Origin of the sequence: Nocardia sp. NPDC046763, assembly GCF_040645495.1 — a bacterium.
Classification (GTDB): Bacteria; Actinomycetota; Actinomycetes; order Mycobacteriales; family Mycobacteriaceae; genus Nocardia.
Genome location: NZ_JBEYYI010000030.1, coordinates 1 through 16,197, shown reverse-complemented (window position 1 = coordinate 16,197; position 16,197 = coordinate 1). Strand labels below are relative to the sequence as shown.

The window sequence follows — 16,197 nt, the reverse complement described above, 5'->3', positions numbered from 1 at the left end:
AGTGGTGCTCGGCATCCACGCGCATCGGTCCCCCGCCCGCGAATCATGTTGGGCAACATGGTAACCGGGATCGGGCCGCGGTCCGGTGCGACGTCGGTGAACTCGTGGAGTCTGCACTTGGGCGTGCGGGGCGCTAAGGTGCCGGGGGTCGAATTCACCAGCGTTGCCAGGAGTTTCACCATCAGCATCGAGCCAGCCGCCGGTCCGGACACCGACCTGCGCATCACTCTGACCGTCTGTCATGCCACCACCGTCGTGTGTTTCTCGGCGGGTGTCGTCTCCATCCTGATCGGTGCCTATACCGATGCCGGGACGGTGTTCAACCTGGTCGGCGTGGTGCTGTGGCTGGTGGCGCTGGCCGCCCGGTTCGGGGTCTTCGCGATCACCCGCTCGCGGTCCGGGCACGCGGAGTAGCCCCGGTCCCACGACGAGGCGAGTCCGGCCGGGTTCGTCCCGCGCCGGTGGCCGGGGCGGGGTTGTTCGCTGGTGGCGAGCCGATGGCGGAATCGAACACGGCGGCTGGCACGATGATCTCGTGGAGTGGGCGTTCGGACTCGTATTGCTGGTGTCGGTGGCGGTCGCATTGGCGGCCGGTGCGCGCCGGCTGGGGCTCGGTGAGCCGTTCGTGCTCACCGTGGCCGGGGTGATCGGCTCGTATCTGCCGTTCGTGCCGGAGTTCGATGTCGAACCCGAACTGGTGTTGCTGGGGTTGCTGCCGCCGCTGCTGTACACGACGGCGATCCGCACATCACTGGTGGACTTCCGGCCGAAGAAGACCACGATCACTCTGCTGTCGGTGGGATTGGTGCTGTTCACCGCGTTCGCGGTGGGCGGGGTGGTGTATTGGCTGCTGCCGGTGCCGTTCTCGGCGGCAGTGGCGATCGGCGCGATCGTGGCCCCGCCCGATGCGGTGGCGGCCACGGCGGTGGCGCGCCGGGTCGGGATGCCGCGCCGGATCGTGACGCTGCTCGAGGGCGAGTCGCTGTTCAACGACGCGACCGCGCTGGTGACCCTGCGCACCGCGGTGGCCGCCACGGCCGGCAGCGTGACGATGTGGGAGGCGGGCGCGAGTTTCATCGGCGCGGCCGGTGGTGGCGCGCTCATCGGCGGGGTGGCGGCGATGGTGCTGGCGTTCCTGCGCCGCCGCATCAGCGATCCGGTGCTGGACACGAGTGTGTCGCTGCTGGTGCCGTGGATCGCGTACCTGCCCGCCGAAGGGGTGCACGCCTCGGGTGTGATCGCGGTGGTGACCTGTGGCCTGATCCTGGGTCACGGCGCCCCGCAGTGGCAGAGCGCGGCCTCGCGCATCGCCGAGCACACCAACTGGCGCACCATCCAATTCCTGCTCGAGAGCGCGGTTTTCCTGCTGATCGGCCTGCAGGTTCGGCATCTGGTCGAGGATGCCTGGCACAGCGGGCTGTCGCATTCGACGCTGCTGTGGACCTGCGCGGCGGTGCTGGTGACGGTGATCGTGGTGCGCCCGGTGTGGGTGTTCCCGGCGACCTACGCTGCCTGGCGGGTCGAAGGGCGGCGGCAGGGAAAACCCAAGCCGGAGTGGACCGGTCCGGCGGTGGTGGCGTGGGCGGGCATGCGCGGGGTGGTGACGCTGGCCGCGGCGCTGCTGCTGCCCGGCGATACCCCGGAGCTGGCGACGCTGCGGCTGCTGGCGGTCGTGGTGGTGGGCGGAACGCTGCTGCTGCAAGGCTTGTCGCTGCCGTGGCTGGTGCGGGTGCTGCGGTTGCGCGGGCCCAGTCAGGCCGAAGACCTCCTGCAGGAAGCGAATCTGCTGCAACAGGCCACCGTCGCGGGACTGAAGGCGCTCGAGGAGAACATCGCCCCCGAAACCCCGCCGGACGTGGTCGACGCCCTGCGCAATCGCGTGGTGGTGCGCGCCCAGGCTGCGTGGGAGTTGCTGGGCCGCTCCGAATCCCAGCGCGTCACCCCCAGCGGCGAGTACCGACGTCTGCGCCTGGCCATGCTCGCCGCCGAACGCGAAACCGTGCTGCGCATCCGTGATTCGGGCCAGGTCGATCAGGAGGTCCTGCAGGCGGTCATGGCCACCCTCGACATCGAGGAGTCCACCATCGACCGTGTCGCCGAGGCCGACGAGGACGACGGCACGCCGCTGCGCTCCCCCGTCACCGCCGGCGCCTGCGAGCACCTGCGCGAGGCCCCCTGCGTCCGCACCCCCGACACCCCCGATGCCTGCGGTGAATGCCTCGACGAGGGCCTGGTCTGGGTCCACCTGCGCATGTGCCTGGACTGCGGGCACGTCGCCTGCTGTGACTCCTCCCCCGGCAATCACGCCACCAAGCACTTCGACAGCACCGGCCACCCGGTCATGCGCAGCGTCGAGCCCGGCGAATCCTGGCGCTGGTGCTATCTGGACGAACTGCTGGGCTGACCGCGAGGTCAACGGCGGGATGAGCCGCCGAATGCCAACGGCACGAACAACATCAGTGCGACCGCCTGCGTGGCGAGGGTGAACACGACGACCGCGGACACCGAACGACCGTAGAGCACGCCGATCAGGGTGGAGCCGGCCAGCCAGGCCAGACCGTAGACGGCGGTGAACACGCCGTATCCGGTGCCGCGGCGTGCGGCGGGGACCATGTCGGCGACCGCGGCGCGCAGGGTGGATTCGTGGATGCCCATCGCCGCGCCCCACACGATCGCTCCCACCCACACCGGACCGGCATGGGTCGAGAACGACAGCAGCGGCACCGCCGCCGAGAGCGGCAGCGCAATCACCAGCCCCCGCAACCCGATCCGGTCGTAGAGGTGCCCCGAGGCGAGCGCGGCCAGCGCCGCCGCACCCATGGCGGCGGCGTAGGTGACCGGGATCAGACCGTCGGGGAGCACGTGACGGGCCTGCAGATGGAACGACAGCACCCCGAACGTGGCGAACCCGGCCATCGAGGTCGCGGTGAACGCCGCGTAGAGCCAGAATCGGCCCGGTAACCGGCCATCGGCGCGCACGGCGGTCCCGGCGTCGTGATGCCCGGTTTCATAGGCCGCCGGCCGGGGCACCGCGCGCCGCAACCAGGCCAGGGTGAGCAGCGCCAACGCGCCGGGAAGGGCGAGTACGGCGAATCCGAGCCGGAAGCCGGAGAGCACGATCATCGCTGCGACCAGCAGCGGTCCCAGCAGCGCCCCGGATTGGTCGAGTGCCTCGTGCACCGCGAACGCCTTCCCGCGCCCGATGCCCGCGCTCGCGGCCTGGGCGAGCATGGAGTCGCGCGCTGGAGTGCGCACGGCCTTGCCGAACCGTTCGGCGACCACCAGCCCGGCGGCGGGCCACAACCAGGTCGCCAGCGCCATCAGTGGCACCGACACCACCGTCAGCGCGTACCCGGTGATCGACAATGCCCAGTGCCGGCCGGTGCGGTCCGACAACGGGCCTGTCACGAGGCGGAACACCAGCGCGACCGCCTCGCCGGCTCCGGTGACGAAGCCGACCAGTGCGGCCGAGGCGCCCAGGGTGGCCAGATACGGGCCGGTGATCGACCGCGCCCCCTCGTAGACGACGTCGGCGAGCATGCTCACCACACCGAACGCCGTCACGAACCGCAGGGGCGACAGTCGGTTCACCCCGGCCGGCCGATCCGCCGGCCCCCGCTCGATCTTGTCCGCCATGAGCGACAGTCTCCCCTGCCGGCCGCCCTCAGCCCGGGCGGTCGCGAGCGGGTCGGCGCTTCGGGCCGGACGTCGCAGCATTTCGGTCAGGGGCCGGCGATGTGGCGACCGCCCCTGCGGGGTGCTGTCGATCATGTTCGTGCGCAATGCTCTTCGCGGTGCCGGACCCGAAATGGCCGGTCGGCTACCAACCATCGCTTGACTTTCCTACCAGGAAAGTAGATTCTTACTTTCCTACTAGGAAAGTGAGGAGTCGACATGGACGGCATTACTCCGGATCAGGCCCGGGCGGCGCTGGATGCGGCGGGGCGGGCGCGGCGGCAGGTGGCCGAGGAGGTCGGGTTGCCGCGGGGGTACTGGTGGGGAATGGGTTGCGGCTGGGTGTTTTTGGGGGTGATCGGAGATTTCGGGCCAGGGTGGCTGACGGCGGTCGCGACGCTGGCGTTCGGCGCAGGGCATTCGGCGCTGGCGTCACGGTTGCTGGATGGACGGCACCGCACCGGTCGGGTTCAGGTCAGCACGGAGGTCGCCGGACGGCACACACCACTGGTCGTGATCACCATGCTGCTGATCCTGGCCGCGCTGACCGCGGTGGCGGCCCTGCTGCTGCACGCCGATGGAGCCGGGCATCCGCGGACGTGGTCGGCGGTGTTGATCGCGGCTGTCATCGGGTTCGGCGGGCCGGAGACGCTGCGGATGGGGCGTCGCTGGGTGCGCGCGTGAGCGTGGCCCGCTTCGATGAATTGATCCACCCGAGTACGCGATTGACTCTGGTCGCGACATTGGCCGCGGCGGATTGGGCGGAGTTCGCCTTCCTCAAAGAGCGGTTGAATCTGTCGGATTCGGCGTTGTCGAAGCAGTTGGCGACGCTGGAGGACGCCGGGTATGTCGCCACCGAACGCCGTCTGGAGGGCAGTCGCCGCAAGGTTCGGGCCCGCCTGACCCGTGCCGGGCGTGACGCCTTCGACGGGCATGTCGCGGCGCTGCGCGAGATCGTCGCCGGGGCGACGCCGCCGGAGAATCCCGCCGACTAGGCAGCGACGGCCGGGGGATCAGTCGGTGATTCGCCATTCGTTGCGGTCGGCCATGGCGCGCGCCGACCAGCGGATGGCGTAGCCGATCACGAAGCAGGGCAGCGAGGTCAGCACGAACACCGCCGTCGCGACCACGAATCCGCTGACCAGCCCCATGATCAGCGACTGCCAGCCGGGGTCGCAGCGGCTGGTGAACCCGCTGACCGCGGCGCAGTCACCGAAGGTGGCCTGCCCGTAGAGGCGCGCCCACAGCGCGATCGCGGCCCAGATCGACAGCGCCAGTAGCACATTGGCGATGTACCAGCAGCGCACCAGTTTCCGGACGAAGATCAGTGCGCCGAGTTGCCCGGCGTCGAGACCGTCGGCGACATCCTCGTTGATTCCCAGATGGCGTCCCCAGCTGGAGGGCTCGGGCACGTCGGCGACGACGGGTTTACTGGCGTACCGGCTTGCGGTCATACAGGGCGATCCTTCTGCACCTCGAACAGTCCACGGGCACAGGTTGATTCGCGGTGCCGACCCGAACTGAAGACAAATCCGGATCGATCATTGCAGCACCGGCCGGTTTCCGATGGTTTTGCGGCGGAATCGTGGTCGATCGCCGTCACGATGCCGGGGAGGTGTCGCGGTCTCGAATTGCGGTGCGGCGGCGCCGAGGCCGGGATCGGGGGTGGCCTCGGCGCCGCCGTGTTCGCGGCGCCGCCTGATGCGGGGACGCGGGTGCGAGTCCCGGGGAAGAGACTCGCGGGCATCCGGTGCCGGGGGCGTCTGCGCGTGTCCGCCTGGGCACGATTCGGATATCCAGAACGGTAGCGGCAAGATAGCTGCATCGCTCGATGGGCACGGGAATTAGGGGATCGTTAGGGGCATCGAACTTTTCGGACCGATCGGTGCCAGCTGGACGATAACCGCTGATCATGAGGCCGGGACGACCACCGGGACGGCCCGGAACGAGTAGCCCGATACGCGTGTGCCGGGGGTCCCGAACACCGACACTGGTGGAATGCGCCATTGGCGCGAAAGATCCCATTCCTCCGTTCATCTGGGGAGATGATCGACGATGATCCGGTCACGGAAGTCGGCCCTCACCGCATTCACCACCTTCGCAGCCGCAGCCGCGGCGCTCGTGCTCGCCGCGCCGCAGGCGTCGGCGTATGTCACCAGTGTCAGCGTGTCCAGCGGGTCGAGCATCGGTCTCGGCGGCGGTGGCTACGGCACCAACTGTTCGTACACGGTCACCGTGAACGGCAGCCCGTACGAATACGTCTGGCTCTACGACAGCAATACCGCCACCTTCGGTCAGCAGCAGTTCAGCCTCGGCAGCGGCGGCACCGGCACCTCCAGCTGGACGCCGACCTCGACCGGAGTGCACTACATCCAGGCCTGGACCTACAACGGCTCGCAGTGGGCGTTGGTCACGGTCAGCACCGGCCTCAACCTCGGCAGCGCCTGCGTGGTCACCGGCTAGCGACCCGGGCGGGTCCGCGCGAGCAGGGGTTCCGGTAATAATCGCCGAAAAAACAACGTATATGCGTAATCCGTTGGTAGCGGTGATTACTACCGGAACCCCGTGCGCCCAGGAGCTAGACGATGGACGATGTGCTGACGCCGTGATCGCTCGGCCGACGATTCGGTATCGGACATGAACGAGAATTCTCTTCGACGGTGGCCGCTGCCGCCCGTGCGCCGCGCGGCAGCGGACCCCCGACATCCCCAACTGCCCTGATAGCGGCGTTCGGAAAACGATGTCGGGAGGCTGCCGACCTTCAGTGGGAGAGCTTGGACCACTGGTGTCAATCCGAATACGTCGCCGGCCGAGTGTCGCTCCGGCGACACGCCACAACCGATATCGGTCGTGGTCGGACACGGGGGTCCCGGACAACCCGTCTGCTGCCGACTCGCATCGGATGCTGCGTTCTCGCATAAGCAGATTCACGACTGGCGGACCCGACGAACGGACATCTGCACGCGTTGGCGTTCACCGCTGCGCGTGGTCGCTCGTGGCGACTCGAACACACAGGGGCCGTTCGGAAAACGATGGTCTCCAAGGGTTTCGGCGGCATCGATCGTGAATTCAGCGCAGGATCGATCCCGGGCTTCGCGCGCGGGCGCGCGTACGCGAGAGGTCACCAGGGAACGCGTCGGCCCCATAGTTGCCCCACTGATCCTTCTTCCGTCGCTACCCTTCCTTTACTGGGGCCAGCCCCCCGCAGGGACGAGTAACCAACTACCGATGGGAGTTCGTGATGTCCTCGATACCGGCCGACCTCGAGTACACCGACGATCACGAGTGGGTCCGGACCGAGTCCGATGGCCGGCTGACTGTCGGACTCACCGACTATGCCCAAAACCAGCTCGGCGACATCATGCTCCTCGAATTGCCCACGGTTGGTAAGCGGGTCAAAGCAGGTGAGGGCGTCGGCATGGTGGAATCGGTCAAGGTGGCCACCGAGATCTACACGCCGTTCACCGGCGAGATCGTCGAGATCAACACCGATGCCGCGGACGTCCCGGAAGACGTCAACAGCGATCCCTACGGGACGTGGTTGTTCCGGATCAAGCTGGCCGCCGGGGCCTCGAGCGACGGCCTGCTCGACGCGGCCGCGTACCAGAAACTCGTGGGCTGATCAGGCTGGAACTGCGCGGACGATCCGGTCGAACATCCGTTTGCTGGTGCGGTGGCGAAACGGGCATATGGGGCGCGGTGTTCTGTCAGGCTTGTGTTGGGAGGCGGCAGGTCTCCCGCAGCATCCGCTCGGCTTGCTTGTGGGGTAGACCTGGATCATCGCGGCACGCAGCCAGCGGTTTTTGCTGCCGTGGCGGTCGGTGACCGGTCGTCGGGTTCGGGTGGGGCTGCTCGGGTTTCGACGGAAGGCAGGGGTGGCATCGTGTCGTTTGAAACGTGGGAAGTGCGTACCGGCTACGGACCGGTTGCCGGGCGAGTCGAGGACGGGATCGGCGCGTTCCTCGGGATCCCGTACGGGCAACTGCGGGTCGAGCCGGGTCTGTGGCAGTCGAACCGTTTCGTCGCACCGCAACCACCGGACCCCTGGATCGACTCGTATCCGGCGCACGCGTTCGGTCCGACGCCGCCGCGTGGCACCGCGGGCATCGGCGATCTGTTGCTCGGTGGCGATCCCGCGCTGATCGGCGGGATCAACCAGAAGTCGACCGACTGGCTGACGATCAACGTGTGGGCGCAGCGCCGACCCGGGCAGCCGCGACCGGTGATGGTGTGGATCCACGGGGGTGCGTTCGTGCGGGGAGCGTCGGCGGGAACCGCCTACGACGGCACAGCGTTCGCTCGCGACGGTGTGGTGCTGGTCAGTTTCAACTACCGGCTGGGGTTGGAGGGATTCGGGTATCTGCCCGATGCCCCCGCCCCGGCCAACCGCGGACTGCTCGACCAGATCCTGGCCCTGCAATGGGTCCGCGACAACATCGAGAACTTCGGCGGCGACCCCGGCAATGTCACGGTGTTCGGCGAATCGGCCGGCGCGATGAGCATTCTCGCGCTGATGGCGAGCAGGCCCACTCTGTTCGACAAGGCCATCGTGCAAAGCGGCACCGCCCACATCGCACAGAGCACCCAGGACGCGGCCCTGGTGGTGGCCGCGGTCGCGGAGAAACTGAAAGTCGAACCGACCGCCACCGCGCTGCGAGCGGTCGCGTTCAGCGATCTGATCGCCGCCCAGCAGCAGGTGCATCAGGAGGTCGTCGACACCGCCGACCCGGACAGGTTCGGCCCCACCACGATCGCCTCCTGCGGCATGTCGTTCCTGCCGGTCGTCGACAACGACGTGGTGTCCGGCATCGCCTACGACCGCATCCGCGCCGGCGCGGGTGCTCACATCCCGCTGCTGATCGGCACCACCACCGAAGAGCACCGGCTCTTCACGATGCCCTACAAGGCCATCGTGGACGCCGAGGCGAAACCGTTGCAGCAACGGCTCGGTGTCTACGGCGCGCCGGACACGATGTACGACAAGTACGCTTCGCGGTCGAGCGCCCCCTACACCCGATCCCTGCCGTGCGAGGTGTTCTCCGCCGTCATGTCCGACCGGCTGTTCCGGATCTCCACCATCCGGGTGGCCGAGGCCCGGGCCGACCGGGGCGGGGACTCGAAAACCTATGTGTACGAACTGGGATGGCGCTCGGGCAAAACCTATGTCGGCCGGCATCCGCTGGGCGCATGCCACGTCACCGATATCCCCTTCGTGTGGGACACCCTCACAGCCAAAGGCGTCGACGAACTGCTCCAAGATCCCCCGGCCGACCTGGCCACGGCCATACACGCCCGCTGGATCGAGTTCGCCGAAACCGGCGCCCTGAAGAACTGGCCGGTCTACAACACGAACAAACGATCGACCATGACCTTCTACAAGGACAACGTCGAGGTGAACCAGATCGTCGACGACCCCCGTGGGATAGAACGACAGCTGTGGGACAACGTCGAGTTGTCCGCCGACACCGACTGATACCCCCCTGCCCGAACGTGTGAGCCCCGGACGGCACGTCACCCGGCTCCTCTCGTGTGGAGCCGGGCGGTGTGGCGATTAGCAATGCGTTCGGAAAACGATGGCGGGCTCAAACGGTCAGTGCGTCACCGCTGTTCAGGTGGTCAGCGTAGACCTCGGCGGGACTGCGGTAGCCGTGGATCTTGCGGGGGCGGTGGTTGAGTTCGTCGGCGATGGTGTCGAGGTCGCTTTGGCTCCAGCGGCGCAGGTCGGCATTTTTCGGCAGGTATTGGCGCAGTGGGCGATTGGTGTTCTCGTTGGTGCCGCGTTGCCACGGGCTTCGAGGCTTGCACAGGTAGATCGGGGTACCTGTCGCCGCGGTGATGGCCTTGTGGCCGGCGATCGGGCGTTCGCTGATCGGTACCAGGTCGCTGATGACTGCGCGCCCGTCCCGACGGCGCGCTCGTTTCGGATGTCTCATCAGCCGGCCAGTGCGGAGTTTGCGTGACAGGGTTCGCTCGATCGCCTTTCGCCGAGGATCGAACAAGGTCGGATAGATCGCCTCATGCGAGACCCGCATCGATTCGTCGCCAGGGAACTGGTGGCGCAGCCAACCGGCGATCTGCTCGGACGCCAACAGTGGGCGAGCTTGTCCTCGACAAGGTCTCGCAGCAACCGATTCCGCGCCAGCTTGGCTGGTTTCGGCCGTCGCGCGCGCTGATACGACTGATGATCGGCAACGGCCGCCCGATAGGCCGTGCGGTCTGCGCGAGGAACCGCCGGACGTGCTGCAGCGGCATCTCGAGGGATCGAGCTATCGCACTGAACGACTCGCCGGCCCGCCACCGGCGCCACAACTCCTCCTGGCGAGCAGCCGACATCCCGTAGTCCCGCACCCAAACCTCCACGCTGACATGATCATCCACGCAGCGATGCAGCGACCCCTTGAACCCACCATCGTTGACGAGACACATACCGCCGGGTGAGCGGGCTATTACAGGCGAGTAGGTGGTTCCGGCGTTGCTCATGAAATGGATTCGTTTCACCACTGACCGGATACCCGCGTGATCGCCAGACACGGTCGGTGCATCGACCGACGGTCGGGTCAGAGATCGAGCGCGCTACTCAAAGATGGGAACCCGCCAGCAGTACGCGAGGATGGACATCGTGCATGAGGATGACCGGGCCGAGGCGTACATGGCCGAGGACCGCAAGAACATGACCGAACCGGCGCGCGTCTTTCTGGACAGATGGCTGGCCGGCATGGGAAGTGCGCTGCAGCAGTGGCGCCGTTCCCATCTGCCTGCGGACTTTCCTTTCGACTTCACCCTCGACTCCCTGGACCCGCTGGAACCGATCGTGCTCGCGCGCTACCCGGACCAGGCCGCCATCGGCATCCAGGACAACGCGGAGTTCACCACCGGCACAGTGCGATACATCGGTGAAGTCCTGTTGCGTGTCGCACCGGCCCGCTGGGGCTATCAGGATCGTGCAGGTGACGACCTCAACCCCTACAACCGCGCCCCCGTCATCCGCTCCAACACCCCGGCAGAATTCACGACAGGTGTGATCCCGGAATTCTATCTGCGTCAGCTGGTCCGAGACCGAGAACGGGGCACCCTGCAGAAATCCGCCACCCCGCTGCGGGCCGCCTGCCGGGAAGCCGAGCGCGCAGACCCACCCACCACGCGCGACGCAGTCCCCGACTGGTGTGAATTCTTCACACTCGACGAGTACAACAGGTTCGCCGCAGCGGTGGACTCCGCCTTGGGGGCGTTCGGTGCCGACGGCCAGGATATCGACGCCGGCTACGTCAGCTTGGCTGCGGGCGATCCGGATCCCGACGTGCATGATTTCGATATCGACGGACTGGCCGACCAGTGCCGAGCAAGCGATATCGAAGACTGGTCGACTCTCTGCTTCTCCGTGATCGACGATTACGTCACAGGACAACCGCAACGGGACTGGCTCAACGGAGTCACTTTCACCCAAGTCGAGGATCTGCTGGAACCGTGGCTCGCCGATGAGCCCGAGCTGTTGTTCGAACCCGGACCCGACGATCAGGAGCAACCCTTCTCGACCCGGCTCGAAGATGGCAGATACCTCCACTTCCTCGCCACGGTCCCGGAACTGGAGGGAATTCCAGAAATCACGACGTTCGTCCCCAACTCCGCGGTGCGAGCATGGAACATCCCTGTTGAGAAGCTCGTGCAGTGGGGACTCGGCACCTCTGAGCCGAGCCGGCACACGTAGATCGCCGCATCAGGCAACGTTTCAGGTAGGTAACCGGATCGCCGAATATCGCCGCCGATTACTGTGCTGCGCTCGGCGTAGCGTCGGCAACCCGAGCCATCCCCTGCCGCACGGACGCCCGCAGAACCTCGTGATCGGCGCCAATTGGCACCACGGAAACACCGCCACTTTCCGCCGCGAGTCACAGCAGGATTGTCGTTCGGATGCCGTGTCGAAAAACGTGTGGCGAAGTCGGGGTGCCTAGGTGTGCCGGGTCGCGAGCTCATCGGCGCCCACGACTCGAACCCGCGGCGAAAATGTCGGTGTGGCAAGGGATCCTCGGTGTTAGAGGCCGAGGTCCCGTCCCCTTCGTGACAGCGGTCGAGACGGGCCCGGCATGTCTGGGCCGGGGCCTGTCGCCCTATGTGTCCAGCCACGCTTGGATCTGATCGAGACTCCTGGCGGAGTAGATGCGCGCTCCGTCCTCGGTGTCGGTGTTCGGTTGGTCGTGGTGGAGCGTCTGGGCGAGCAGCTCGTGATCACGGATATGTCGTGCGTGAAGACGTGTGTGCGGCGGGATCAGACCCGGTTGGAGCATCGGTGGGAGATCGCCTGGGGTCGATGGCTACATCGGCGGCGCCGATGCGGCCCGGCACGTCGACGATGAGGTCGGCGGCGAAAAGGCCGGCGGCGGTGAGGAACCCACGGCGGTCTGGCCGAGCAGGCGCACGACCTGGGGGTGACGCACACGATCGGTGATGTCGTGGCCCGGCACGGCGGCGGGCCCTGGCCGAGCGAGGATCTCGCGGCCGCCGCGGGCGCGGATCTCGCCACGGCCCGCAAAACCGCAGGAGTGCAAGGGTTGCGGGCCGGGCGGGTGTCGGGGTCTGCGACACCCGGCAGGAATCGGCGAACCGGACGAAAACGGACCGGGAGACGCGTTGCCCGGTAACCGATCCGAGGCATTACTGGAGATAGCGGGCCGCATCACAAGTGCCGGGCAACCACCCGGTGCAGCAGAAGCAATCATCACTACAGCAGTAAGGCGGCGAACATCATGCCTACCATCACATCCCTGTCTCCGAACGCGGGCCCGACCACCGGGGCCAACAGCGTCGTGATCACCGGAACCGGGTTCACCCTCACTCCCACCACCGTGCTATTCGGCGGTACCGCAGCGACGTTCACCATCAACTCCTCCACCTCGATCACGGCCATCGCCCCAGCCCACGCGGCCGGCACAGTGCAGGTCACCGTCACCAACTCCGACGGAGTCAGCAACGGCGTGTCCTACACCTACGGCGCTCCCGTCCTCACCTCCATCTCTCCCACGGTAGGGGCGACCTCAGGCGGGACGACGGTCGTCCTCAACGGCACAGGGCTGGCAACCGTGAGCGCTGTGAGTTTCGGCGGCACACCAGCGGCCTCGTTCACCGTCCTCTCCGACAGCCAGATCTCCGCCGTCACCCCCGCCCACGCGGCAGGCGCAGTCTCGGTCACCGTCACCAACGCGTTCGGAACCAGCAACAGCGTGTCCTTCACCTTTGCCGTGGTTCCCACGTTGTCCTGCATCTCTCCCAACTCAGGGCCGACGGCAGGCGGGCAAACCGTCATCATCACCGGAAGGTCACTGACCGGCACCACCGCGGTCAGTTTCGACGGCACACCAGCCGCCTCGTTCACCGTCCTGTCCGACACCACGATCACCGCCGTCACCCCCCTGGGATCGCCCAACACAGTGCTGGTCACCGTCACCACCGCAAGCGCAACAAGCAACGGCGTCGCCTACACCTTCGCCGCGGCACCCACTCTCGCCGCCATCTCTCCCACTACGGGGACCTTGCTCGGCGGGACGACGGTCACCCTCACCGGCACAGCACTGGAAGGCACCACCGACGTCAGTTTCGGCGGCACACCAGCGGCCTCGTTCACCGTCCTCTCCGACACCGTGATCACCGCAGTCACCCCCGCCCACCTGCCCGGCGCGGTCTCGGTCACCGTCACCACCCCAAGCGGAACCAGCGGCAGCGTCGCCTTCACCTTCCTCTGATGGTGCTCACTGAAGATCCCGACTGACGCTCATCGGGATTGCTCACCTGTGGTTCCACCTTTAGGGCGGGCCTCCTTCGATGCTGGCGGTTACGACACTCGACCAGCGTTCTCACAGTCGAAGGAGGCCCGCCTCATGGTCGGTCTCGTGATGGCGAACTGGCCGGGCAACTCCGGTACCTGCTCGACACCGCGTTCGACCTGCCCAAACCGGTGCTCGGCGTGGTCCCGCTGGACACCGAACTGATCTACACCACAACCACATTCGACCTGTTCGACCAGCGCATGGCCCTGGTCGAAACCATCTCCGCCGACCTGGGGTTCCGGTAGCAACCGCCGAAAACAACGGATATGCCGTAGCCGCAGCGGCCCGCGGGTGAATCACGGATTCGACCTGCGGTGACGGCCGGTTGCTGGTTGGCTTGGCTCCCAACGCTATTGGTTGGTTCGTAGCGACGCGGGTGTTCGCGGATGAGGAGTTGGCCCGTCTGCAGGAGTTCCCGGAGATCAGCCGCGAAGAGCTGTTCCGGTTCTTCACGCTGTCCCCGGCCGACGCCGAGAGGGCGACGACGATCCGCGCAAGGTTGACGCGGCGATGTGGCCTCTCCCCCGCTCTGGCGTCCGGGCCATCAGAGGGCGAATGCGGCCAGTCGAGTACCTGCTCACGATCGTTCATAGAAGGATGTTGGAATGCGCGTACTGATGCCCGTCCCCGACAGGGATTTCGACGTGACCGAGGTCGCCGTTCCCTGGCGCATTCTCACTGATGCCGGACATCAGGTCGTGTTCGCCACCGAGCGGGCCGGCGTTGTCCCGCAAGCCGACCCCCGGCTGCTGACCGGTGTCCTGTTCGGCCAACTCGGTGCAGAAGACGAGCCCAAGAAGTTCTACCACCAACTCTGCGCCGCTCCGGAGTTCCGCGCCACGCTCAGCTGGTCGGACATCGATGTCGCACAGTTCGATGGGCTGCTGCTGCCGGGCGGTCACGCACCCGGCATGCGCCAGTACCTGGGCTCCCGGCCACTGCAACAACAGATCAGCCGCTTCTGGACACTGAATCGGCCGGTCGGCGCGATCTGCCATGGCGTGCTGGTCCTGGCTCGCGCCCAGGATCCGGCCACCGGCCGAAGTGCCCTCGCCGACCGCTTCACCACGTGTCTTCCGAAATACATGGAGCGCAGCGCCTATTTCTCCACCGCCTGGCGCCTGGGCCGCTACTACCGCACCTATCCCGCCTACGTCGAGGACGAGGTCCGCGCTGCACTGACTCACCCCGACACTCAATTCCAGCGTGGCCCTATCGAACTGGTGCGCCGCGGCACGGCCACCGATGACGCTCCTGCCTTCACGGTGCTCGACGGCAACTACCTGTCCGCGCGCTGGCCCGGCGATGCCTACTTGTTCGCTCGCCGCTACCTCGAGCTACTCACCACCTCATAACGGCTCACCGAAGACGTGCTCCGACAACTCAGGCCGAACACGGACGAGTCGCCACCCCGCTGGATCGCGTGGTCGGCCTCGAGCGGCCCGAGCGCGGACATCGCCGAGCATCTCATCAGCGACGAACTCGAACAACCGCCCGAGAATTGATCCCCCACGCGAAAGTGCATGGATCCGGCGTGAGGGCCAGCATCGTGCACCCGATGGACCGGCTCGCCCGCGACCTCGACGACCTGCGCCGCCTGGTCCGGTTGCTCACCGGCAAGGGCGTGCGGGTGGAATTCGTGAAGGAGAGCTTGATCTTCACCGGCGAGGACTCACCGATGGCGACCCTGCTGCGTCTGATCCTGGAACGCCAGCGCGAGGGCGTCGCCGCGGCCAAGGCGCGCGGCGCCTACGCCGGCCGCAAACCCGTCCTCATCACCGAACAGGCCGGGAGGCTGCGCGACCGTGCCGCAGCGGGTGAGTCGAAGTCGTTGCTGGCCAAGGAATTCGGCATCAGCCGCGAAACCGTCTACAGTTGCCTGCGCGCCGACACCGTCACCGGACCTGCACGGTGACCGTCAGCTAGTTGCAGGCTGAGACTCCGGCCTTGGGGGGTTCCGGTAGTAATCGCTGAGAATCCAACGGAATTCGGGCGATTACTACCGGAACCCCAACGCGGAAAGAGGCTTTGGGCACTTGTGGCGGGTCGATGACGGGTTGTCTCGTAGAGGTATGAGTTATCCCGTTGGTGTTCAAGAGGGTTCAGCGCCGGGCAGTTACGCATGACCTTTCCGAGCCCGGCAGCACCATCCCGACGGCACCGCGTCGTGAATTGTCGGGATGGTGCCGGATTCTCCCGCGCACGCTCGGCCGGCCGGGGACCCGGTCCGTGTCGTGAATCGGCAACGAATGTTGGTGAGACACCTTGTGGCACTGATCGTTTCCGCAGTCCGGTTCGGTAAAGCTTGCCGTGTACGCGGCAATGTCATCCTGTCGGTGGTTGCCGATACGCTTGCGGCTCGAGCGAATCGGGTACGGGCGCGCTTCGACGCGCGATCAGCACCCCGAAGCACACCACGACGCATCGACCGCGACCGGATGCGGGGACCCAGACGCCGAAAGTCGGCCACCCGCGCAGTCGCCTCCCTGGTCGCGAGCGCTACATGACAGCGCGAAAGTACCGTCATTTATCGCTGCGAGTCACATGTGTCGAGAACCGTTTTCCGGACAACGACCTATTACATCGACCGATAATGGGGGTTCCGGTAGTACTGAGGATGAATTCATGGAGTTACCGAGTCGAGGGTGAGTCCGGTTTCGGCGAGGAAGCCGTCGAGGAGGTTGTCGGTGCGGTGTTGCATGGC

14 protein-coding genes are annotated in these 16,197 nt (G+C 66.7%); 11 read left to right on the top strand and 3 right to left on the bottom strand.

What is annotated here, in order from left to right; all coding sequences use genetic code 11:
- The first annotated feature begins 57 nt into the window (after window positions 1-57).
- Window positions 58-414, top strand: coding sequence for a hypothetical protein (locus ABZ909_RS35175; RefSeq protein ID WP_357008643.1), 357 nt, complete (start codon window positions 58-60; stop codon window positions 412-414).
- Between the two features lie 121 nt (window positions 415-535).
- Window positions 536-2,404: a Na+/H+ antiporter gene (locus tag ABZ909_RS35170; protein WP_357008640.1), complete on the top strand. Its 1,869-nt coding sequence runs from the start codon at window positions 536-538 to the stop codon at window positions 2,402-2,404.
- 8 nt (window positions 2,405-2,412) lie between these two features.
- On the opposite strand, the gene ABZ909_RS35165 is transcribed toward ABZ909_RS35170, so the two are convergent.
- Window positions 2,413-3,636 (bottom strand): MFS transporter, encoded by a 1,224-nt coding sequence (locus ABZ909_RS35165; RefSeq protein WP_357008637.1) that lies wholly within the window; start codon window positions 3,634-3,636, stop codon window positions 2,413-2,415.
- A 258-nt stretch (window positions 3,637-3,894) separates the two neighbouring features.
- Between ABZ909_RS35165 and ABZ909_RS35160 the strand changes: the two genes are divergently transcribed.
- Window positions 3,895-4,359: a hypothetical protein gene (locus ABZ909_RS35160; protein ID WP_357008635.1), complete on the top strand. Its 465-nt coding sequence runs from the start codon at window positions 3,895-3,897 to the stop codon at window positions 4,357-4,359.
- Window positions 4,356-4,670, top strand: coding sequence for a transcriptional regulator (locus tag ABZ909_RS35155; RefSeq protein ID WP_357008633.1), 315 nt, complete (start codon window positions 4,356-4,358; stop codon window positions 4,668-4,670). The genes ABZ909_RS35160 and ABZ909_RS35155 overlap by 4 nt, the downstream gene beginning before the upstream one ends.
- An 18-nt stretch (window positions 4,671-4,688) precedes the next feature.
- Here the strand turns inward: ABZ909_RS35155 and ABZ909_RS35150 are convergent, their stop codons facing one another.
- Window positions 4,689-5,129: a hypothetical protein gene (locus tag ABZ909_RS35150; RefSeq protein WP_357008631.1), complete on the bottom strand. Its 441-nt coding sequence runs from the start codon at window positions 5,127-5,129 to the stop codon at window positions 4,689-4,691.
- 601 nt (window positions 5,130-5,730) lie between these two features.
- Here ABZ909_RS35150 and ABZ909_RS35145 point away from each other — a divergent pair.
- The 3 genes from ABZ909_RS35145 to ABZ909_RS35135 all read left to right on the top strand — a co-directional run bounded on the left by ABZ909_RS35145 (window position 5,731) and on the right by ABZ909_RS35135 (window position 9,148).
- A complete protein-coding gene (locus ABZ909_RS35145; protein WP_357008628.1) occupies window positions 5,731-6,138 on the top strand; it encodes a hypothetical protein in 408 nt (135 codons plus the stop codon).
- A 778-nt stretch (window positions 6,139-6,916) separates the two neighbouring features.
- A complete protein-coding gene (gene gcvH / locus ABZ909_RS35140; RefSeq protein ID WP_357008625.1) occupies window positions 6,917-7,297 on the top strand; it encodes a glycine cleavage system protein GcvH in 381 nt (126 codons plus the stop codon).
- Window positions 7,298-7,558: 261 nt separating this feature from the next.
- The gene (locus tag ABZ909_RS35135; protein ID WP_357008622.1) at window positions 7,559-9,148 is read left to right on the top strand and encodes a carboxylesterase family protein; all 1,590 of its coding nucleotides are present in this window, start codon (window positions 7,559-7,561) and stop codon (window positions 9,146-9,148) included.
- A gap of 109 nt (window positions 9,149-9,257) precedes the next feature.
- On the opposite strand, the gene ABZ909_RS35130 is transcribed toward ABZ909_RS35135, so the two are convergent.
- A complete protein-coding gene (locus ABZ909_RS35130; protein WP_357008619.1) occupies window positions 9,258-9,764 on the bottom strand; it encodes an IS30 family transposase in 507 nt (168 codons plus the stop codon).
- 530 nt (window positions 9,765-10,294) lie between these two features.
- Here ABZ909_RS35130 and ABZ909_RS35125 point away from each other — a divergent pair.
- The 4 genes from ABZ909_RS35125 to ABZ909_RS35110 all read left to right on the top strand — a co-directional run bounded on the left by ABZ909_RS35125 (window position 10,295) and on the right by ABZ909_RS35110 (window position 15,408).
- Entirely contained in the window at window positions 10,295-11,380 is a 1,086-nt protein-coding gene (locus ABZ909_RS35125) for a hypothetical protein (RefSeq protein WP_357008616.1), read from the top strand.
- Between the two features lie 1,036 nt (window positions 11,381-12,416).
- Window positions 12,417-13,409 (top strand): IPT/TIG domain-containing protein, encoded by a 993-nt coding sequence (locus ABZ909_RS35120; RefSeq protein ID WP_357008613.1) that lies wholly within the window; start codon window positions 12,417-12,419, stop codon window positions 13,407-13,409.
- 689 nt (window positions 13,410-14,098) lie between these two features.
- Window positions 14,099-14,848: a type 1 glutamine amidotransferase domain-containing protein gene (locus ABZ909_RS35115; protein ID WP_357008610.1), complete on the top strand. Its 750-nt coding sequence runs from the start codon at window positions 14,099-14,101 to the stop codon at window positions 14,846-14,848.
- Between the two features lie 68 nt (window positions 14,849-14,916).
- Window positions 14,917-15,408 (top strand): recombinase family protein, encoded by a 492-nt coding sequence (locus ABZ909_RS35110; protein ID WP_357008607.1) that lies wholly within the window; start codon window positions 14,917-14,919, stop codon window positions 15,406-15,408.
- Window positions 15,409-16,197 lie beyond the last annotated feature (789 nt).